16 protein-coding genes are annotated in these 21182 nt (G+C 58.6%); 3 read left to right on the plus strand and 13 right to left on the minus strand.

Features of this window, described 5'->3' with window-relative positions; all coding sequences use genetic code 11:
• Nucleotides 1-149: 149 nt before the first annotated feature.
• The 6 genes from HMPREF2894_RS02910 to HMPREF2894_RS02935 form a co-directional block, all read right to left on the minus strand.
• The gene (locus tag HMPREF2894_RS02910) at nucleotides 150-1220 is read right to left on the minus strand and encodes an alcohol dehydrogenase catalytic domain-containing protein (protein WP_070677717.1); all 1071 of its coding nucleotides are present in this window, start codon (nucleotides 1218-1220) and stop codon (nucleotides 150-152) included.
• A 292-nt stretch (nucleotides 1221-1512) separates the two neighbouring features.
• Nucleotides 1513-2367 (minus strand): anchored repeat-type ABC transporter permease subunit, encoded by an 855-nt coding sequence (locus tag HMPREF2894_RS02915; protein ID WP_070677719.1) that lies wholly within the window; start codon nucleotides 2365-2367, stop codon nucleotides 1513-1515.
• Nucleotides 2364-3266, minus strand: a complete 903-nt coding sequence (locus HMPREF2894_RS02920) for a metal ABC transporter ATP-binding protein (RefSeq protein WP_070677720.1) — start codon at nucleotides 3264-3266, stop codon at nucleotides 2364-2366. The genes HMPREF2894_RS02915 and HMPREF2894_RS02920 overlap by 4 nt, the downstream gene beginning before the upstream one ends.
• A complete protein-coding gene (locus HMPREF2894_RS02925) occupies nucleotides 3263-4330 on the minus strand; it encodes a TIGR03773 family transporter-associated surface protein (RefSeq protein WP_070677723.1) in 1068 nt (355 codons plus the stop codon). The genes HMPREF2894_RS02920 and HMPREF2894_RS02925 overlap by 4 nt, the downstream gene beginning before the upstream one ends.
• 93 nt (nucleotides 4331-4423) lie before the next feature.
• Complete coding sequence (locus HMPREF2894_RS02930; protein ID WP_070665787.1) at nucleotides 4424-6169, minus strand: anchored repeat ABC transporter, substrate-binding protein; 1746 nt, start codon at nucleotides 6167-6169, stop codon at nucleotides 4424-4426.
• Nucleotides 6156-8504, minus strand: a complete 2349-nt coding sequence (locus tag HMPREF2894_RS02935) for a TIGR03773 family transporter-associated surface protein (protein ID WP_070677725.1) — start codon at nucleotides 8502-8504, stop codon at nucleotides 6156-6158. Before HMPREF2894_RS02935 ends, HMPREF2894_RS02930 begins: the two co-directional genes overlap by 14 nt.
• Nucleotides 8505-8794: 290 nt before the next feature.
• On the opposite strand from HMPREF2894_RS02935, the gene HMPREF2894_RS02940 reads away from it, so the two are divergent.
• Nucleotides 8795-11797 carry a choice-of-anchor M domain-containing protein gene (locus tag HMPREF2894_RS02940; protein ID WP_070677727.1) on the plus strand — a complete coding sequence of 1001 codons (3003 nt, stop codon included), beginning with the start codon at nucleotides 8795-8797 and terminating at the stop codon, nucleotides 11795-11797.
• Nucleotides 11798-11893: 96 nt separating this feature from the next.
• Here HMPREF2894_RS02940 and HMPREF2894_RS02945 read toward each other — a convergent pair whose 3' ends face one another.
• The 7 genes from HMPREF2894_RS02945 to HMPREF2894_RS02975 all read right to left on the minus strand — a co-directional run bounded on the left by HMPREF2894_RS02945 (nucleotide 11894) and on the right by HMPREF2894_RS02975 (nucleotide 16734).
• Nucleotides 11894-12205, minus strand: a complete 312-nt coding sequence (locus HMPREF2894_RS02945; protein ID WP_070677729.1) for a hypothetical protein — start codon at nucleotides 12203-12205, stop codon at nucleotides 11894-11896.
• 89 nt (nucleotides 12206-12294) lie between these two features.
• Nucleotides 12295-12951 carry a hypothetical protein gene (locus HMPREF2894_RS02950; protein WP_070665797.1) on the minus strand — a complete coding sequence of 219 codons (657 nt, stop codon included), beginning with the start codon at nucleotides 12949-12951 and terminating at the stop codon, nucleotides 12295-12297.
• 1 nt (nucleotide 12952) lies between these two features.
• Nucleotides 12953-13654, minus strand: coding sequence for a hypothetical protein (locus tag HMPREF2894_RS02955; RefSeq protein ID WP_070665800.1), 702 nt, complete (start codon nucleotides 13652-13654; stop codon nucleotides 12953-12955).
• Nucleotides 13655-13832: 178 nt separating this feature from the next.
• Complete coding sequence (locus HMPREF2894_RS02960) at nucleotides 13833-14507, minus strand: hypothetical protein (RefSeq protein WP_070665807.1); 675 nt, start codon at nucleotides 14505-14507, stop codon at nucleotides 13833-13835.
• 24 nt (nucleotides 14508-14531) lie between these two features.
• Nucleotides 14532-15197, minus strand: a complete 666-nt coding sequence (locus HMPREF2894_RS02965; RefSeq protein WP_070665810.1) for a hypothetical protein — start codon at nucleotides 15195-15197, stop codon at nucleotides 14532-14534.
• Nucleotides 15198-15389: 192 nt separating this feature from the next.
• Nucleotides 15390-16049: a hypothetical protein gene (locus tag HMPREF2894_RS02970; protein ID WP_070665813.1), complete on the minus strand. Its 660-nt coding sequence runs from the start codon at nucleotides 16047-16049 to the stop codon at nucleotides 15390-15392.
• Between the two features lie 214 nt (nucleotides 16050-16263).
• On the minus strand, nucleotides 16264-16734 hold the full coding sequence (locus HMPREF2894_RS02975) for a DUF4190 domain-containing protein (protein WP_070665816.1): 471 nt from the start codon (nucleotides 16732-16734) through the stop codon (nucleotides 16264-16266).
• A gap of 302 nt (nucleotides 16735-17036) precedes the next feature.
• Between HMPREF2894_RS02975 and HMPREF2894_RS02980 the strand changes: the two genes are divergently transcribed.
• Entirely contained in the window at nucleotides 17037-17321 is a 285-nt protein-coding gene (locus HMPREF2894_RS02980) for a pyrophosphorylase (RefSeq protein WP_005507345.1), read from the plus strand.
• A 623-nt stretch (nucleotides 17322-17944) separates the two neighbouring features.
• Nucleotides 17945-21182 (plus strand): DUF6531 domain-containing protein (locus HMPREF2894_RS02985; RefSeq protein ID WP_246826998.1); only part of this gene is annotated, 3238 nt, incomplete at its 3' end.

Consider the following 21182-nt stretch of genomic DNA (forward strand, 5'->3'; position numbering starts at 1 on the left):
GGAGGACGATTCGCGCTCCGGGCGGGACCTACCCACTCCCACCCGGAGGCGAATCCTAGGGATGTTCGCAGTGTCATGAATACATCCCACCGAAATCCCTCACAAACGTTCGGGGTTTCAGTATGAGCGGTATATGAGCCTACCGCAGTCTATGCCGCAACCTCGGGGTTACGGGAGATAACAACCTTCACCACGTTGTGCTCAGCAGCGTGGGAGAACAGGTCGTAGGCTTCCTCGAACTGGTCGAAGGTGAAGCGGTGGGTTGCCATTGCCTTAGCGTTCAGACGACCCGAGCGGACCATGTTCAGCAGGTTACCGACGGTGTTGCAGTTGACCAGGCCCATGTTGATGCTCACGTTAGAAATCCACATGGTGTTCAGCGGCAGCTCAACGGGCTTGCCATGCACGCCGGCGTTCGCGATGTTGCCGTAGGGGCGAACAATCTTGGTGCAGGTCTCGAAGGTCTGCGGAACGCCCACAGCCTCAATTGCCACGTCCACGCCCAGGCCGTCGGGGGAGAGAGCCTTAATCTTCTCGATGAAGTCCGGGTCGCCCGCATTGACCTTATCGGTTGCGCCCAGCTCCAGCGCCTTGTTCATGCGGTTGTCGTCAAAGTCGACAGTAATGACGCGGCCAGCACCGCAGAGGTTAGCGGTCATGATAGCGCCCAGACCCACGGGGCCTGCACCCACCACAGCGACGGTGTCGCCGGGCTTGGTGTGACCGTTCAGAATACCGATCTCGAAGCCGGTGGGCAGTGCGTCGGTGAGGAAGAGGACGTCCTCATCGGACAGGCCCTCTGGAACCAGGTGAACCGAAGTCTCTGCGTAGGGAACGCGCACGTACTCAGCCTGGGTGCCGTCAATCATGTAACCGAAAATCCAGCCGACACCACCAACGGTCTGGCAGTGCGAAGGCTGGTTCGCCTTACAGTAGGAGCACTTACCGCAGCTGGTCACGGCGGGAATGATAATGCGGTCGCCGACCTTCAGATCAGTCACCGCGGAGCCAACCTCGGTGATGGTGCCGACAGCCTCATGGCCGAGGATGCGTCCGTGGTCCACCTCGGGGCAGTCACCCTTCAGGATGTGCAGGTCAGTACCGCAAATGGTGGTGGTGTCGACACGGGCGATAACGTCCGTGGGCTCAAGAATGGTGGGGTTCGGGACTTCCTCCCAGGCGCCCTTCTGGTCGGGGCCGTGGTATACATATGCCTTCATGATGACTCCTTCTTTGAAGCTCTAATGAGGGTGCAGTGACTGCTTTATCACTACATGTATCAACCCATAAGAAATATTTGATAGGTTGTATTTTCATTAAACCCGACGTGTTGAATTATGCGCTTTTATTACGCGGAGTGTATCTTTTGGTTCTTTAAACATGAACATGATTCACTTTGGGTATTTAAGACCTGTAAAAAACGCACGAGGCGCACCCCTGAAAATAGGGATGCGCCTCGTGCGTTTAATCGAGAAAAGTTGGGTTGAGCTGTGCCTAGCTCTTCAACTGGATTTAGCTCTTCAGCTGGGCACGCGCTCGCGAACGAACCGCCGTCACCGCCCACACCAGCACAAAAGCCGCCACCATCGACAGCACAATCGTGCCACCGGTCGGCAAGTTAAACGCCCACGACAGGTACAGGCCAACAATCGAGCAGATACCGCCAAACACCGGCGAGAACACCATCATCGACCCCAGACGGCGGCACGCCAGGCGGGCAGCCGACGCCGGAATCACCAGAAGCGCCAACACCAGCACATTACCGAGCGTCTGCAGGCCCAGCACCACAGAAATGGTCACCAGAACGTACAGCACAATATCCAGGGCAAGCACCGGCAGGCCCATTGCGCGGGCACTCTCGCGGTCCAGGCTGACCGTCACAATCTGGCGGTGGAACAGCCACAGTACCAGCAGGATAACGGCACCCATAATCGCGGCGTTGGTAATGTCCTCATTCGAGACACCCACAATCGAGCCGAACAAGAAATCCTGCACCGACCCCGAATAGCCCGGCGCCAAAGAAATAATCACAATACCCAACGCAAAGGACGCGGCAAAGAAAATGCCGATGACCGAATCCTCGCGCAGCCGCTGATTCTGACTAAAAATAGCCACCAGAATAGCCGTCACCACGCCCGCGGTCAGGCCGCCCACCATCAGGTTGCCGCCCAACACGAACGCCACCGCCAGGCCCGGGAACACCGAGTGCGCCACCGCATCGCCAATGAAGACCATGCCGCGCATCAGCACGTGACAGCCCACCACGCCGGTGACCACCGACGCGAGCAGTACAGCCGCCAGGGCGCGCGGAAGGAACGCCAGGGACGGGTTGAACAGGTCGGCAAGAAAATCGATAGGAGTAATCAACGGGCACCCCCGGTAGAAGCAGAATCAGCGTGGGCGGGGGAGAGAGAAAGATCAGAAGTGCAGGAATCGGGTAGCTCGTGGCCGTACTCATCCAACGCACCACCGGCACAGGTGAAGCCCGTGCGGGCGTGACCCTGCGCCTCCTCAATATCGTGACCGTGCAACCACGTATGCAGCTGCTCCAGGCTAAAGGAGTCCGCCGGACCATCCAGGTGAATATTGCCGCGCACGCCGCACAGGCGCGAACAGGATTCGCGCGCCGCCAGCATGTCGTGCGTGGACATCAGAATCGTGATGCCCTCGTCCGCCAGCTCGCGGTACAGGCGGGTCAGCGTGGTCTGGGTGGGGGCATCCACGCCCGTGAACGGCTCGTCCAGCAGCAGTAGGGAGGGGCCGGCCGCCAGGGCGCGCGCCAAAAGAACCCTCTGGCGCTGACCACCGGAAAGCTCCGCAATGGAAGCATCCTGCAGGTGCAGGACATCGGTGCGTTCCATCGCCGAAAAGACCTGCACCCAATCTTTCTTCGCCGGGCGGCGGAAGAACCCAATCTCACGCACGCGGCCGGTCATCACCGTATCCTTAACGGTCAGCGGAAAATCCCACTGGAACTGGTGTTTCTGCGGCACGTAACCGATGTGCGCACGCGCCGCGCGGGGCGACTCGCCCAACACGCGAACCTGCCCGGATGCGGGGCGAATCAGGCCCAAAATGGTGCGCAGCAGCGTGGTCTTACCGGCACCATTAGCACCAATCAGACCCGCAAACTCGCCGCGCTCCAGGGTCAGGGACAGATCCTTGAGGATGGAACGGCGCGCGTAGCCGGCGTACAGGTTTGAAATCTCTAGGACGGGCCCGGAGCTTACCGATGACTTAGTACCCGCTGTTACCGATGCGCTCACGAACGGTCACCGCGCACTTCATCCAGAGCCTCACGCTGAGCGGAGGCGCGGCGGCGACGGGAGGCGATGAACGCGCCCACGCCCACCACGACCACGATGCCAGCGACAATAGGACTCCAGGAAATCGTGAACTCAGCACGGAAACCGCTCTGGTCACTCGCTGCGGCGGCAGAAGAAGAACCGGACGCCTGAGTACCGGATGCCTGAGAAGCAGAAGAAGCCGAGTTCGAGGAACCGCGTGCCTGCGCCTCCATCGCGTACAGGGCATCAGCGCTCGCGGAGTCACCCACCGCAAACTTCAGGTAGCGGGTATCGGACACGGTCGAACCGTCAGAGAGCTCAGCGCTCGCGGTGACCTTCAGCAGGTACTCGCCGGGCGCGGTGAACACCCAGTTCGCGTGGGTGTGAGTGTTCTTCTCAACCCACAGCTTCTGCGGCTCACTCTTGGTCGAGGACCACAGCACCTGCGGCGCCGAGAAGTTGCCGTTCTCCAGGTACAGGCTGAACGTGCCGGGGCCACTCACCTGCTCCAGGGTCAGGTTCACGCCGCGGTTCAGCTTGGACACCAGCTGCGGATCCTGAGTGTTCCAACCCGGCCAAATCACGCCCTTAGTTTCGGTCTGCGGAATCACGTACACCTTAGAGCCGGCGGGCGCACCCACGAAGGAGTAGCGCGGGTCGTTCGGCACCTCAAGGATCGCCTGGTCGCTACCGCGGTAGATGACCTCGTCCAGGCTGCGCCAGACGGGGGTCTCGCCGTGGTCGTCGTGGAGCATGAGCTCAAACTTGCCGTTGTTGAAACGAGGACCCATATCCACGTGACCGGCAGAAATTTCGGTGCGACCGGATGCGACCGGCTGCTCCGCCGACAGGGTCTGGGTGAGGGCGCGATCGCCGCGGCTGAGGTTGCTGTCGCCCGGCTGAGCCGAGGCGCTCTCGGTGGTTGTCGGGGTGGTTTCCGCGTGTGCCATACCCAGGGGTGCGAGCATGAGGCTGGCGCCCAGAGCCAGGGCGGGCAGGGCGCGGCTACGTGAGGAGCGGGAGGGGGTGGTTGAGTTCATCATGAGGACTTCCTTGGATCATGACCGAAACGGTGTGTGAAAGATTATCTATATGCTGATACGACTATATAAGCTTGTGGGTAGCTTAAAACCGGGTTACGAGGTGCTTGCCTCCGAGCAGCTAGCACCCGAAGAATCGCCGCCAGAACTAGCCCCCGAGCACAGCGCAATCGTGTGAGCATTCGCCAACATCATCTGCGCGTAGTGAGGAGCCTGCGCATCCAGAGTGTCCGAATAGAGCACCCCGGTACGCACCTGAGCCTCCCGAGCCAGCTCCGTGAGAACCGGTGAACGCATCGCCGTGGACTTGTCCAGATAAATTGCTGGAACCTTCAAATCCTCGACCGTGCGACGCAGGCGCTGACGCTGCTGAATGCTCGGCTCGCCGCTGGCGCTGGCACTCACAAAACCGGCAATGTGCAACCCGTAGGTGCTCGCCAGGTAGCGGTAGCCGTCGTGCGTGGTGACCAGGTTGCGTGCCGACTCCGGCAGACCCCCGTACACCTGACGCAGCTGAGCGTCCAGGGCGTCAAGCTCCTTCATGACCTGCTCGGTGCGGGTCGCGTACTCGCTCGCACCCTCCGGGTCGGCGGAGATGAGCGCGTCACGAATGACCTGCACGCTCGCCTTCGCGTTCGGCACCGAATGCCAAATGTGCGGGTCGATTTCGCCGTGCACGTGCTTGCCCAGAACGGCCTGCGCCAACAGATACACCTGACCGCGATGCTCCGAAGCACCCGAACGCAGGAAACGGTAGCTGCCGCCGGCGGGCACCTCCTGCAGGGTGCGGGAGGGGACCGCGACCACGGTGCGGTTCAGTTCGTACTCTACGGCGCCCTGGGAGGAATCCGCGCGAAGCACGAGCCTGCCGTCGCCGGTGCGTGCCGTAATATCGGCGTGACCTGCGGAAAGAACCTTGATCTCGGCGGCAGAAACGTTCTGTTCTTTCGCCAGACGGTCCACCAGCTGTTGCGGGTCACGACCGACCGCGCAGTACAGGGTGCCGCGCGAAGAACGCACCGACTCCGGGGCCTTCACCGCGGTGGCGCTTAGCTCAATGGCGTACTCGCCGGCATCACTAAACGCCCACGACAGGTGCGTATGCGCCTGCAACGGAAGCTCCAGTGAACCCATATCGCCGGTGCGGATCGCGGTGTCCCCCTCACGGGTGAGGTTCACGCCGCGCGCATGCGAATCGCACAGCATCTCCACCGCGCCGAAGGTCTGCGTAATGAACGCCGCCAACTGCGCATTCGACGAATCGGTAGAGGTGCGCGCCCGCACGCTCTGCACCTCAAAGCGCATTCCTGCATCCGAAGAGTCGGCGGGGGCGGATTCGTTCTGCCCGCCCTCTTCAACACGCAAACCCAGCCAGATGGAGTCCAGGGAGGCATCCTCAACAATGGCTTCCAGCTTGCCGCCGTACTGCTCAATCTTCTCCGCAACCGCCACGGACACAACGCCTGCGGGCAGGTTCGCCTCAACCATTTTGCTGAGCTTACGCTGCTCCAGCAGCAGACCGTTCGTCAGGGCGCAGCGGGCGTAGGCGACATCGCGGATATCGCGCAGGCTCGGCTCATACGAGTGCGGGTCAGCACCGGCGGGCACCAGGGAGTGCACGCTGGCGCGCTCTCCTGCAATCTGCTGCGCTAAGTCCGCCAGGATCGGGGTCGTGGCGACCACGCGCATCCGGTCGGAGGAGGCGTTCACGGTGCTGGCGCATCCGCTCAGTGCGAAGGCACCAGCCCCCACCCCCGCACCCACCGCAATACGGGAGGCGAGGGTGAGGGCGGTACGCCGACTATAGGTGTGCGCGTCGGTATGCCCGCTATGCGGTGTCACCGCTGCGGCCCTTTCGGCGTGCCGAACGCAGAATCATGGCACCGAGTGCCAGCGCCAGAATGGAGGTGCTGACCATGAACGGGTCGATGACCACACCGGTGTTCGGCAGCTTGCCTGCCGCGGCTGCCTTCTGGGCGTTGGCGAGTTCCTGGCTGGTCAGGGCGCAATCCTCACCGGAGGCGGTCTTGCCGACGATGCGCACCTTGGATCCATCGGGCTTGGTGACGATGCCGGTGGCTTCGTCGACGGTGCCGTTGACGGGGTTCTTTGCGGTGCTCTTCTCGCCGCCGTTGTTGGCGCCGTTAGCGTTGTTAGTGTTGCCGCCGTCCTGCTTGGTTTCTGCCGCACCCTGCGCGTTGTTGCTTGCCGGGGCGTTATCGGGGTTGCCGACGGTGAAGTGCAGAACCGATTCGCTGCTGACCTGCTGGCCATTCTTCAGGCGTGCAGTCCAGCCGATGGTCACGGTGTAGCGACCCTCGGCGGTGAACACCCAGTTGCTGTGCTGGTGGGTGTTTGCAGGCACCTGGAAGGAGCCGCCGCTCCGCGAATCGAAGACCTTCTGACCGGCGGAACCGAAGTTGCCGGAGAGGAAGGTGGACATGGTGCCGGGGCCCTCAAAACCGTTGAGGCTCATGGTGACGGGGCCGTCGAGCTGCTTGAGCAGTTCGGGGTCCTGAGTGCTCCAGCCGAGCCAGGGCACGCCCTGCTGCTGGGTTGCACCGATCATGTGCACGGGGGTACCCGCCGGGGCGATGTTCTCCATGCCTGCGGGCAGGTTAATCTTCGCGGCGTCATTGAGTACGAACTCGAGGGCTCCGGGGGAGACGTGGCGGGCGGGGCTGGTGCGGTCGTCCTTCACACTGCTGGTGAGGTTGCCGCCGTTGAGGATCGGGCCCACGTCGAAGTGGCCGTGGGTGACTTCTTCACGGCCGCTGTGCTCGGCGGTGTTGACCACGGCGAGGGTGGGGATGCTGGTCGGTGCCTGGGCTGCCTGGTTGCTCTGCTTGTTGTCCTTCTGAGCGTCCTTGGAGTCCTTGCTGTCCTTGGAGCCCTTGGCATCTTCGGCGGGAACCTCGGTGGCGATGCACTGCTGGTTCAGGCTGCCGGGCAGACCGGAGGACAGCACGCCGTTGCCGGTAATGCCGCCGCCGTTGCTGCTGGGCGCGCTAATGTTCTGGGCGTTGGAGCCCTTCACACTGGATCCCTTCGCGCTGGTGGCGTTGCCGTCCTTGTTTTCACCCTTGTCAGAGCCGTTATTGGTGTTGTCGGTGCCGCTGATAGCGGTAACACCAGATCCGCCCTGGGCCGCCTGCTCACCATTTGCCGCCGCCTTCGCGCCGTTCGGGTCGGTCACCTGCGCGGCGTTCTGACCGTTCACGGATCCATCCACGCGGCGAATACCGGTGGATGCGCTCGCCTCCGCAGATGCACTAGCCTCAGCACTTGCGGAGGTAGATGCGCTGGGGCTGCCGGTGGCGCTCTCGGTGGCGGTGGAGGTCGCCTCGGGGGTTTCGGTCGCTTCCTTCGTTGCCTCGCTGGTTGCTTCCTTCGCGGCGTTCTGCGCGTTCAGGAGCTTGAAGCCGTCCTCGGCGTTGGTGCCCACGGCGATGGTGTAGGTCGCCTCGGAGCTGACCGGGGTGCCGTCGGCAAGGGTTGCGGTGGCGCGGAACGTCAGCTGGTAGATGCCGGCGCGGGTGAATGCCCAGCTGAGGTGCTCGTGGCCGCCAGAGGTGATGGTGTGCGGTGCGAGCTTGTCGTTGGTGCTGAAGACGCGCGGGTTGTCGCGACCGGATTCGGTGAAGACTTCGGCGCGGCCGCCTTCGGGTACGCTGCTACGCACGAGTTCAAGGTTGATGGTGTTGTCCTTGAGCGCGCCGGGGCGGATTCCTTCCGCACCGAGGCCGGGGTAGAGCAGGCCGCGGGTGCGGGTGGAGGGAATGTAGAAGATGTCGGTGCCTTCGGGGGCAATGTAGTCGTAGCCTGCTACGACGTTGGTGTGTGCATCCTCGACGTCGGGCAGGTGGAAGACGGTGCGGGCGGGGTTGAAGCGTCCCTGCTGGCCGGGGCCGGTGTCTGCGAGGGTGGCGAGGGTGAACTGGTTGCCGTCGAGGAATGCGTTGAGCATTTCGGTGTGTACGCCCGCGATGACGTAGTCACCTTCGTAGTTGACGTAGGCGCGCGACTCGGTACCTGCCTGGGTGCCGGTCTGGTTTTCCTGTGCCTGTGCGGCGGTGAAGGTGCCGACCTGGGGGAGGGCGAGGGGTGCCCCGAGTGCGAGGGTGCATCCGAGGGTGGTTGCGCTGAGTAGGCTCAGGGGTTTGGTGCGTCCTTGCATGGTGGCTCCTTGGATGACTGCTCGTTGGCTGGCGCGTTGCCCGGTGTTTTCGGGGCCCGTTGCTTTCGGGGCTTGCCCGATGCTGGGTCCGGCGGCCTGTTGCCGGTTTCCCTCTTGGGTTCGGGGTGCGCTCTGCCGTGTTTTTCTCTTTGTGGATGTACGTGGTGTGCGTTTTTGGGCGCGCCTCGGCGCACACGTGTTTCTGAGAATCACTATACTCACTTAGGTTCTAAATGACAATTATTTGCAAAAGAGCTACCCTAGGAAATAGAAAAATGAGAAAGGTTGTCATGAGCTCTCAGAAGCAGACCCAACGACGGGTCACCACACACACCCCCGCACTCTTCATCCCCGGCGGCAAGCCTGCCCTCCGCCGCGCCGCCGCATTCCTCTCCGCCGCAGCGCTGCTCGCGCTCGCCGGCGCTGCCCCCTCCCTGCCCGCCGCAGCAGGCCCCGACGACGGCAAAATCGTCACCACCAAGGGCCACGTTGACGCCCCCAAGGCATACTGGGACGAGCAGAACGGCACCTTCGTCCTCATGAACGAGGCGAACCCCTACAAGACCGGCGCAGACACCTACGAACTGGACAAGACCGTCAACTGGGTCGGCAAGGGCTACAGCACCAGGGACGGCAAGTCGCAGTACACCATGACCCTGGGCGACTCGCCCTCCCTGGCGTTCCTCGGCGAACCCGGCCAGACCCTCTACATGGCACCGCACCTGACCTACGGCAACCAGGACCCCATCTGGGCTGGCCTGGGCGCATCCACGAAGGTCCCCACTGAGCGTTTCCGTGATGGTGTGTTCGCCACTGACATTCTCTCCGTTGAGGGTCCCGGCCGCATGGAGCTCTTCCGCTACAACCCGGATGATGCCCCCGCTGACGTGTACCGCATGCTCTCCAGCAGCTCGAACGGTTGGCACTCCTGGCTGCTCGATAAGGGTAGCCACACGCACAACACCACGACCTTCACCCGCCCCGGCCGCTACGTGGTCACCTACCGCACCGTGGCGCGCTCCACCGACGGCCGCATCATCAGCTCCAAGCCGTCGAAGCTGGTCTGGCAGGTGGGCGGCATGCAGCCTGTGCTCGGTGACGGTACCCCCACCGCCGTGCCCACGGTCGACCGCTACAATGCGGCACCCGTCGGTGACCTGGACGCCGCAAAGTACGTGCTGTCCGTAGCACCGCACCGCCTGGACGCCGACCCGGCTAAGAACAAGGACGCTGACGACAAGCTCAGCGACATCACCTTCACCGCCGCGAATAAGAACCTCAAGGGCACCCTGACCCTGTACAACAACGGCTACTTCCTGACTGACCTGCCGGTCGTGAACGGTACCGCCACCTGGTCTGAAATGCTCGGTAGCGAGGGCTCCCAGCTGCAGGCGGTCTTCACCCCCGACACCTCCGACGCGAACAGCGCGGAGGCGTCCCGCTGGATCTCGCACAAGCTCACCTACGAACCCGGCCGCGCTGAGAGTGTGTACAGCGACGACGGTAACGGCTCCTGGCCCGAAGAAATCCCGGATCAGGCGAACACCGTACTCAGCACCCAGCAGTACACGCCGACCAGCATGGACTACGACGTGACCGTCACCCCGAACGGCAATGGCTTCAGCACCGTTGAGGTCCGCTTCAAGGACCCGAAGGTGCGCGGCTTCATGCGCGGCGGCTTCTACGCCCAAGATGACCCGGTCTACCCGTACCTCGACCTGGAAGGCTCCGTCGAGGATGGCGTGGCGCGCTTTACCTTCCGTGACGAGTCGTTCTACAAGGGCACGGCTCTGCGCGTGAAGATGCTGACCCACCCGGATATGAACGCTTCCGCCTCCACCACTGAGGTTGCGGCGAATTACGAGCCGGGCACAAAGTACACCGCGCACGGCGCGCTGGCTCCCGATAGCGCACCCATTAGCGATGCGCCGAAGCCTGCTCCGGTGGATCCGTCGCCGAGCGCTGAGCCTACCGTCGCGCCCTCTGCCGAGCCTTCTGCTGAACCGAGCGAGGCTCCTTCCGAGGCTCCGACTGTTGAGCCCAGCACCGTTCCGTCGGTGTCCCCCAGCGAGGTTCCGACCGTGCCTGCGGTGCCGACCGCCTCCGCAGAACCGAGCGTACCTGCTCCGGCGCCCTCCACTCCGGCGCCCGCGAACCCGACCCCGAGCGCACCTGCTCCGACTAGCCCGGCACCGTCTGCGCAGCCGTCCACCCCCGGAACCCCCGGTAACCAGTGCGTGCCCGGCCAGATTGACGGCCGCACCAAGATTTCGCACGGCCACCTGGACATCCAGGCGACCCTGAAGGACCGCCAGCTGTCCGTGGGTCTGCGTGATGACAGCGGCATCATTGACGCTGATTCGACCGTGCGCCCGCTCGATTCGGTCGTGTGGACTGTCAGCGAGAACGCCCGCCGTGTGCGCACTGAACGTATGGCTGACGAGAAGCTGAACTTCATGGGCCCGGTCGGCACCGCCTTCTATGGCCTGCCGCAGACCCAGCAGAGCGGCCTGCCCTGGCCCGGCTACAACACGCAGGACATTGACTACTCGCAGCTGCGCGGTCCGGTGCGCCTGCACGTGGTGCCGAAGGTCATGCCTGAGGGTGCACGCTTCGGCATGTTCACTGAGTCGCTGAATGGTGCGGATGTGCTGCTGGATTCGACGATCGGCAAGACCACGATCGACATTGATTACGCGACGCACGCGCACGCGAACTGGGTGTTCTCTGAGCCTGGCCAGTACATGTTTGACGTGCACTATTCTGCGACTTTGGCTGATGGTACTGAGGTGAATAGCCCGGTGCAGCAGCTTGCGGTTGCTGTGGGTAAGAAGGCGTCGGATGCGTGCTCGTTTGAGACTGCCGTGCCGAAGGACCCGAATGCTGCGTCGGATGACTTTAGCGGTGTGCGCCGTGTGGATTCGGCAACCCCGGGCGGTGCTGGCGGTAATGCTGGTTCCGGTCAGGCTGGCCAGTCGGGTCAGTCCGGTGCCGCGCAGTCTGGTCAGGCTGGTGCTTCTGGCGCTGCCGGTGACGTGAATGCGCAGGGCTCCTCTGATGGTTCGGCCGATGGTTCGGCTGGCGGCGTGTACCCGGGCGGTGTCTCCGGCGGTGGTACCGGTGGCGGCTCCCTGGGCCAGTCCGGTGTGTCTGCTTCTTCTGGTGGCGCTAGCTCCCAGCAGGGCGGCCTGGCGCGTACTGGTTTTGGTGCGGTGTCTGTGGCTGTGGGCGGTGCGCTGGTGTTGGGTGCGGGTACTGTGATGGTGCTGCGTTCCCGCCGCCGCGCCTCCTAACGTTTGCCGCGTGAGGACACGCTGATACGGTGAAGCCCCCGTGGCTGAGAGGATGACTCTCGGCCGCGGGGGCTTTATTTTTAGTTTATGAGGTTGTTATTCTTTGATTTCTTCAAAGCGGGTTGTATCAAAATCTCGTTCCTTTTTTAAAGATGAGTTTGCGACATGGAATAGGTATTTTTTGCCAGGCTCGACGGTCTCAATATACTCGGGAATCTTGCGACCTTCCGGAGGAACAATCATTGTGAGAGTACCGCATTCTTCTGTCTCAAAAATACCTTTGGGTCTAGTATCATTCATACCGCTTACTGTTCCGCCAATCTCTCTTGTATATGCCTTAGTTACGGTGCAGGTGGCGGTGATGCCGTCGCTGTCATCACGTGAGTATTTAGGGAAAACGAAGAACATGTACCAAAGATGATGAATGAAATAATGAGTGCCACTCTTTGGCGGCGTTTGTAATTAATTTCCATTAACTGCCTCATTTCTTGATAGATTTACATATCGACGTCAGCAAGGCCAGTAACCTTCTCACGGCCCCTGAAATAAGGAATGGTCATATAGCCATTGTCCAGCTTGTCTACCTGAGCTACATCAGTGGGATTATTCATGTCAGGCCAACGTTCTTGCTCAATCCTGAACCGCACAATCGCCATGAGCCGGTAATTCTTGTGAGTCATGGGACCAAAAGCAGCAATCTGCTCACCTGATCGGGTGTAAAACCCCACCATATCCTGGTCTTCAATATTCAGCGTTTCGTAATACACGATGCTGTCTATCGCGTTAATAGGGTAGCGGGTTGGGTTGGCTGACCAGACGCGTTGCTCAATACCCTCGGGGGAGAGCTTCACGTAAGCGACAAAAACATAGCGGGCATAAAGATAGCAGAAAAATACAAAAATAATATTTACTGTATTCGCCCAGATATTCACATTTTCACTTTGAATATTCGCTATAAAAGCAAGACAAGGGAACATCGGAATGAACAGGCAGAGTAACGTCTCGGCGCGAGTTACTCGCTTAATATAAATTCCCTGTGCTTCTTTTTTCTTATCTTGGCGTCGATTAATCTCATACCTAATAATGATGTAGACAGTAGAGATAACGGACAGCGCGAAAATAATTCCGGAGAAAATAATAAAGAAAATACGCATATTATTTGCCCTCCGTAGCGGTTTGCTCTTCGTCGTCTTCCTTCTCAGGAATGGTGATACCCACGGTGACGTACTTCTTCACCGACCACGCATTCATCGCTACCGAGGCAGCAAAGAACAGTGCAGGCAGCAACTCCAGACGTACCAGCGAATAGCCCACATACCCGAGCGCAATACACCCAGCCAGGCCAGCCACGCCAATACACACGGCACGCAGGGTACGGTACCCCTCAGACCCCTCCTCAAAGCGGGTGCTCTGCAGGTAGAAGAGGCCTTCACGCACAACACGCAGGAACCCAGGGGCCAGGAAAAGCGCAACCGCCAGAGCCGCCGGATCATAGCCTGCAGTCATGAAACTGGTCAGAGGAACCACGAGGCACAGAACCGTGAAAATAGCTGCCGCGACAACGCCCACACGGGTTGAGAGCCTATTCATCTGCTCCATGCGCAGCAGGTCAGGAATCTCATCATTAGGCTCGATGCGGTAGATGAGGAAGGCGACGATGATTAGCCCGCCAACCATGTACCAGGAAGCAAAGTTCGTCTCAGGGGTCCACGGAGCCGGGTCCCCCTGGAGTACACCGAAAGCCGTCAGAACCGTCAGAACAATCAAGCCCACCGCGTTGATGGAGTAAACGAAAATAAAGAAGCGGTGGAAGAGGCCTCCGGTCGCTTTATAGCCAATATTTTCAGCGTTAATCATATCTATGTAAGCAAGATTCAGAGGGCTTAAAACGAAGAACAGCGCACCCCAAGGCCATACCCCAATAACGGCCATCACTAGAGATGCAAGAGCTATGAAGCTAAAGCAGAACCACAGGAAGATTAGCCATAGGATTCTGAAGGTTTCAGAGATAGCGTTCATGCTATTTCCCTTTCAACTATTTGGACTCTGCCGCGGCGCGGTCGAGGATGCGCTGCAGGTGCTCCGGAATCTGTCGGTACTCCCCAGCCTCGGGGGAACCAATCTCATACTTGCGGGCGTAACAGATGACCTTGATCAGGGCGTCCATGTCCTCGTAATCACCGAACTCTACGAAGAGCTCAGGGATATACTTGGGCGGCCAAACGCCGTAGCGTTCACGGAAAAGAATCATGTGGTAGATATAGGTGGCATCAAAGAAGACCGGGCTAAACGCCAGACGACGCCTCCCCATCTGGCTACTGCTAATTACGAAGTAGCCGCCTTTTCCATTAGCTTGCATATGGATTTTCGTGATGCTGCTGTAGTCGAACTCGCGGGTTTTGAACCGCCAGTTTCGCCACTTCACGGAGGTCTCATTCTGCTGGATGTAGAAGGAATTGGTGTGAATAGCTAAGAACCAGAAGAACGAACCAATAATATTCATGAAAATAAATGCAGGAATATAATCAACGGGATTCTCGGCTGGAAAAGTTAGAGGAAGTAAAATGCACACCAGCAGCACGAAAGAATCTGCAGCTAGTACAGCCAGCAGTGGCTTTTTCTGCCGCTGTCCCAGAGGAATGTAGCCTTTGGGGCGGTTGAGTCCTATTGAGCCGTTGGTGACGGTTTCGGCAAGAAATTTTCTGAGCATGAAATGTCCTAGTGTGGTGGTTGGTTACATGCAAACGTCGGCAAGGTCGGTAACCTTCCCCAAATTCTCAAAGTAGCGCATCGTCTTCCCGGCACAATCTAAACGGTTCACCTGAGCCACATCATCCGGGTTGTCCATGTCAGGCCAACGCTCGTTCTCAATCCTGAACCGTACAATCGCCATGAGCCGGTAATTTTTATAAGGCAACGGGCTAAACAGGGCAATCTGGGTGCCTGATTTAGCGTAGAACCCCACCATATCGTCGTCTTCATAATTCGATGCTTTGTAGAACACGACGCGGTTGATCGCGTTGAAAGGGTAGCGGGTCGGGTTGGAGAACCAGATGCGCTGCTCGATACCCTCGGCGGAAGTCTTCACGTAGGCGACATGCACATACCGCAAGTATGCAGCAAATGGTACTGATACTAACAAGGCCGTTATGTCAATCGTTATCCTTGCTGACTCAGGGTCAAAAAATATATGACCTGCAAACATAAGGCACGGAAAAACGGGGGTAAATATCGTAATGAGAAGAGCTTCGATCCGAGTAACCCGTCGGATATAAATACCCTCACGTAGCCGTTGTTTATCTTTCCAGCGCTGCACCTCGTAATTGATGATGACGTAGAATGTCGCAACTGTTGTGAATGCGGCAAAGATACCCCAAAAGATAATCAGGAAAGTGCGCATGGTGGGATCTCGTTTCGTGTGGTTGGTGAATAGGAAGAGCACGCACCCCCACCCAAACTAGGCGGCGGTGCCTACGTGCTGAGGGTGCCGAGTTCTTAGGGCGCTGAGGGGCGTATGAGCCCCGAAAGCCCCGGGGGCAGCGCGGGGGTGAGCCGCGCATCCCCGGGAGCCTTCAGCCCACAAACCGGCAGGCTACATGTCGACGTCGGCAAGACCCGAAATCTCTTGATTATTCATGAAATACGGAATGACTTCAGCACGGTTATCCAGCTGGTTTACCTTATCCACGTCAGCCGGATTATCCAGCTCAGGCCAGCGACCATACTTAATCCTGAACCGGGTAATGACCAAGAGATAGTACTCGTCATAATTCGGGTTCAACGGGTTAATACGCGCACGCGACTTAGTGAGGAACCACATCCGGCTTGGGGTATCTTCATCCTTGGACTCGCTATAAACAACGCTATCAATCGCGCCGATAGGGCAGATCCTCGACCCGCGAACGGGGGTGTGCATATTAATACCCTCAGAAGAAATCTTCATGTACGTGGCGTTGACGTGCCACAGGTAGAACAAGAGGAAAGCAGTCATGAAGATGCAGATACCCTCGGTATAGGGGTTAGTCTCAGGGCCATTGAGCGACAAAAAATAGCGGATAATCGGGAAGCCCGGGATAAAGACAATAATGTACGCCAGCAGCCCTTGCAGACGACTAATGTAGATGCCTTCACGCTTCTTCTTCTCGTCACGGCGTCGATTGATGATGTAAGCGGCAAGGGTGAGAATCGTGAAAATAGTTGTGATGATGGAGCATACGCCCCAAAAGGTAATAGCAGATTCTTGAGACATCATTTAGCTATTCGCTCCTTCAATCAGGTAGGAGTCGGTGATGGTAGTGGAGTGCGCATCGAGGATGCGCTGCAGATACTCCGGGGTGTACTCGCTGCCAGATGCTGAAGCACCCACGGAGGATACGGTTGAGGGGCGCTCGCAGGCACGGCGACTGCCGCGTGAACGAACGCCCCCTCCACCAGCGACGGCTAATCATGGAACCAAATAAACCGGTTTACTTATCCATCTCGTAGACCCAGCCGCCCGCGTTGCAGTAACGCTTACCGTCCTTCTCAATGATGTAGTAGCCGGGCTCGTGGTTCTCGCACTTCTGGATAACCTCACGGGCCTCTCGGTTAGACTTCTCAAGGTTCGCCGCACGAATCTGGAAGAAAGCAAACGTAGCAATGTACGCCACCAGAACCAGTGCAAGAGCAGCGATCGCCATGCCCTTACCCTTGCCGGTGCCGTTCTTAACCATGACCAGAGCGATCACGGCGAAAATAATGGTCGGGATGGTCAGGAACGAACCAATGACAAAGATGCCGGTCAGGGCGGAAATAATGCCCAAGACCAGTGCGGTTACTGCCGCCCACTTCTTTTTCGGTGCCTCCACGGGTGCGCCGTATGCGGGCTGTACGGCGGGTGCCTGCTGGGTGAACTGCGGCTGCTGCGGTGCAGCCGGCTGCGGGGTGTTTTCAGACATGAAAGTCCTCGTTTCGTATGTGGTTGGTGATTCTAATGATAAGGTGCCACCCCCAGTGGGTTGGCATTTCCTAAGGATACCGTAGCGGGAGAAATCCCTTGATGAGAGTAGATAAATGTATATGCACGCACTGTTGTGCAATGTCTACTATGAGAAATTTTTCTCACAACAGGGTGTGGAGGATGCGCTTTGCCGCGAAATAGTGTAATGTTCGGAGTGGTGCAAAGCACTAACGGTGCGTATTTGATATTCGCGTATCTAATGCACATCTTCCGGCAACTCAACGACGAAAGAGGAACATCGTGTCCGATCGCGTACTCTCATCGCAGGCAGCCAAGGATGCCATTACTGCTCTCCAGAACATCATCAATGGCGGTCTGCAGAACGAAATCAACAACCTCAACCAGCAGGGTAACCAGCTGAAGGACCCCAACAACTGGGACGGCCCCCTGGCTGAGCGTTTCCGCAATGACACCTGGCCCGGCGTAGAAAACACCCTGCGTAACCTGACTCAGGAACTGACTGACCTGCGCGAGCAGCTCAACCAGATTTCTACCGATATCTTCCAGGCAGGTGGCGGCTCCTAAGCCTTCCCTGGTAAACGCCGTTTACCGCCCCGCTCCCCGGCTACGGGGCGGTGAGCGGTAGGCGGCGTTTTCTGTTATTCGGTTATACCCACGTTGTTTTCCAGACATGGTGTACATGTCTGTCTACATCTGTTTAATCACCACACTTCCGTACTAACCACATTGAAAGACAACAGAGCATGAATCTGAATACTGAAAAAGTCAAGTACGATGATGCTACGTCGGATGCCCTTGCCAATGCCTGCCGCACCGTCGCGCAGAATATTGATAATGCATTACCCCCTCTTAAGAACTCACTGACAACGGCTCTGGAGGAGTTTAGAGGTCACTACGCCGATGTTGCGGCGGCAAATATTGATACCACCATTAGCGATGGTCGTGATATCGCCAGCATCTTCCGTCAACTGGCTGATGTGGTGGATCGCCTCAAAGAGTCAGCTCATAAGGAAAATGAGAACCGCGACCTTATGTACCACTATGAGCATGACCTGGGTGGTTTCCGTAAATGGTGGGTTGAAACATTCGGAGGTGAACCGCCTAAGCCGACATCGTATAAGCCGGATACCTCGATTGACACCACATCGCTAGGTCATCGTGAGAGCACTGAGACCCGCTCAGGGAGTATGACTGTTTCTTCAGCGCGCCCTTCGACCGTGCGCTCTCTCTCTAATACTTTGGCGAACCTTGGTACTAGCCTTGATGCTGAGCCTGGCAAGCTGCGTAACCTTTCCACAGAGTTTATGGTTAAGTGCCAGTGGGGCTCCGTCGATGCTGAAAATCTCATCAGCACGTTTGAAGCATGGAATAAGTCGAACGCCAACGATAAGACCTGGCTGGGTATCGTAGCCGATACTTTTGAGAAGTACGGTAGCTCGAGCCAGGTTATTACCGTTGCCAATTCGACTCTGGAAGGTGCAATCAGCGCAGCTGGTGTTAGTACTGAGCGCCACGATTTGGAAGTTCCAACGCCGGCTGTAGTAGGAATGTCCACCACAAGCGGTTATGTGAATGACCCCGTGAACGTTGCAACCGGTAACTTCATTGAAGAAGAGACCGATATGGCGTTTGCTGGTGTGGTTTCTGCTTGTTCTGTAACTCGTATGTACAACAGTGTGGCTGTTTTTGGTCAGCACGCTGTATCCGGTGTGTTCGGTGCTGGCTGGTCTTCGAATATTGAGAGCCGTGTGCAGCTGAACGTTGAGAATGCTGTCTGGACTATGGCTGACGGTCGTGAGGTTACTTTCGACCGAATGATTCGTGAGGACGGCACCCACGGTTACGCTCGTGCTCCGCGTGAAGCGTGGTGGCTTGAAGAACTGCCCCTTACCCAGCTGATGGGTGAAGAGGGTTCTATTGCTGACCCCTCCCTGCGCTATATTTTGCACGCTACGGACTATGACGCCTCGTCCCTGCTGCGTATCTCTGACAACTCTGGAACCCAGCACATTTTCAGCCTCACCGGTGTTTACCTGGGTATGAGCGCTGGGGCAGGTACTGCTGTCGCATACCTGCGCGATGAAGAGGGTCGTGTTCGCGCTATCGTGCATCAGCGCGGTGCACGTATCAACGTGGAGTACACCGAAGGCGGCCTTGTCGGCGCTATTCATTCTTCTCGTGGGCAGTCGGTGCGTTACGAGTACGTCACCCTTGACGGTCGTACTCACCTGTGTGCTGTGCACGGTGACGCTGGTACCCGCCGTTATGAACATGACGCTGCCGGCCTGATTCACCGCGTGGTGGCTAGTACCGGCACTGTTGAGGTGACGAATTACTACGACCCTGCCGGCCGTATTACCGAACAGGACACCGAATACGGTCGTCGTGTTCGCTACCGCTACCTGCCGAATGGCATCACTGACGTTTCTAACGAAGACGCCTCCTACACGAACCTGTGGGTCAATGACCAGTACGCACGTCTGACCGCCATTGTTGATGCGGAAGGTGGGCGTACTAGCTATGCCTACGATGACTTTGGCAACCGCGTGAGCGTGGTGGACCGCGATGGTTCCCGTACTACTCGCTACAGCGATGAGCGTGGTCGTATTATTCGCGAGGTCACCGATGAGGGCACTGAAACCCTCTTTGCTTATGACGAGCATGACCGCGTAGTCTCCGTGGCAATGAGCGCTATTGAGACGGATCCGCGCGCTCGCCGTGCCGCCCGTCTGGCTCGTCGTGCCCGCCTGGAGGCTGAGGCTCAGGGCCGCGCCCTCGATGAGGCTACTTCGGGGCAGGAGTCTGCTCAGAGCCCTGCCGTAAGTCCGATGACTACGGTGACTTACGAGTACGCGAATGATTTTGAGCGTAACCCTTCTTCTATGACTGACGGCAACGGTCATGTGACCCGTTTTGAGTGGGCTGACGGCCTGCTGCAGCGTGTGGTGAGCCCTGAGGGTGTTACTGTCTCTTTGGAGTATGACGATTTTGGTCTGCTGACAGGTATTCGTAACGCTGAGCAGCAGCTGACCCGTTGTGAGTACTCTGCTGCGGGTCACCTGGTGAAGATTGTTTCTGCTCTTGGGCTGGAGACTGAGTTCACCTATGATTCTGCCGGTCACATGGTGTGCCGTCAGGACCCGGATGGCTCCCGCTGGCGTTTTGAGTACGCTGCTGGTGGTCGCCTGGTGGCATCGGTGGATCCCGCTGGTGCCCGTACCGAGTACGAATACGGTCCGAGCGGCGATATTGTTGCCGTGGTCGACCCGCTGGGCCGCCGTATGGAGCGTTCCTTTGACACGAATGGCAATATTGACCGCATTACCCTGCCGGGTGGCGCGCAGTTCAACTACGCCTACGATGGTTTGATGCGCCTGGTTCGCACCATTGACCCCGCCGGTGGCGTGTGGACTCGCGAGTATGATGCCGCAAGCACTCTGACTGCGTTGATTGACCCGACCGGTGTGAGTGTACGTACTTCTGTTGATTCCTCGCGTAAGACTTTCACCACTAACGATGGTGTTGACCGCGTGCGTATCTCGTGCGACCACCTGGGCCGCCCGGTGCGTACCGAAGTTCTCTCCGAGGATTCTGGTCCGCAGGTTAGCGCAGATGCTGACGACCCGACTGTCTCCACGATGGTTTATGACGGTGCGGGTAACCCCGTGCAGGTTCTGGATGCTGAGGGTGGTCTGAGCCGCTACGAGTACAACGGTTCGAACCAGATGGTACGCATGATTTCCCCCGCGGGTCGTGTGACCGAGTACAGCTACGATGCGTGCGGTCGACTGGCTACAACCTATGAGGCTGCCGGTACTGCTGAGCAGTCTGTGACTCGTTACGAGTACGATGCTGATTCCCGACTGATTCGCCAGGTGTACGGTGACGGTTCTGAGGCACGCGTTCGCTATGACGCGTGCGGTCGTGTGCTGTCTATTACCGGTTCCGGTGTGGCTTCTCCGGTGTTCTACACCTGGGATTCTTGTGGTCGCGTGAAGAGCATCCGCGATAACAAGTGGGGTACTCGTTCGTTCACCTATGATGCCGCTTCCCAGGTGGTTGCGGTGACTAATGGTGCCGGTGGCGTGACCCATTACCGCTATGACGAGGCGGGTAACGTTACCTCCGTGATGGACCCTGCCGGTCGCATTACTAGCTACGAGTATGACCTGATGGGTAATGTCCTGGCGGCGACCAATCCGTTGGGTGCGCGCACTACCTCTACCTATGATGCTGCCGGTCGTCTGCTGACCAGCACTGACGGTAATGGTGCTGTACATTCCTTCGGCTATGACCGTGACGGTGTTCCCTGTTCCCATTCGGTGAATGGTTCTCTGCTGTACCGTATGGAGCGTGATTCTGCGCGCCGTACGATGACGACTTATGATCACGCGGGCGTTGATGCGTTTGGTGCTCCCGTGGTGA

This window comes from Rothia sp. HMSC066G02 (assembly GCF_001813145.1).
Taxonomy (GTDB): Bacteria; Actinomycetota; Actinomycetes; order Actinomycetales; family Micrococcaceae; genus Rothia.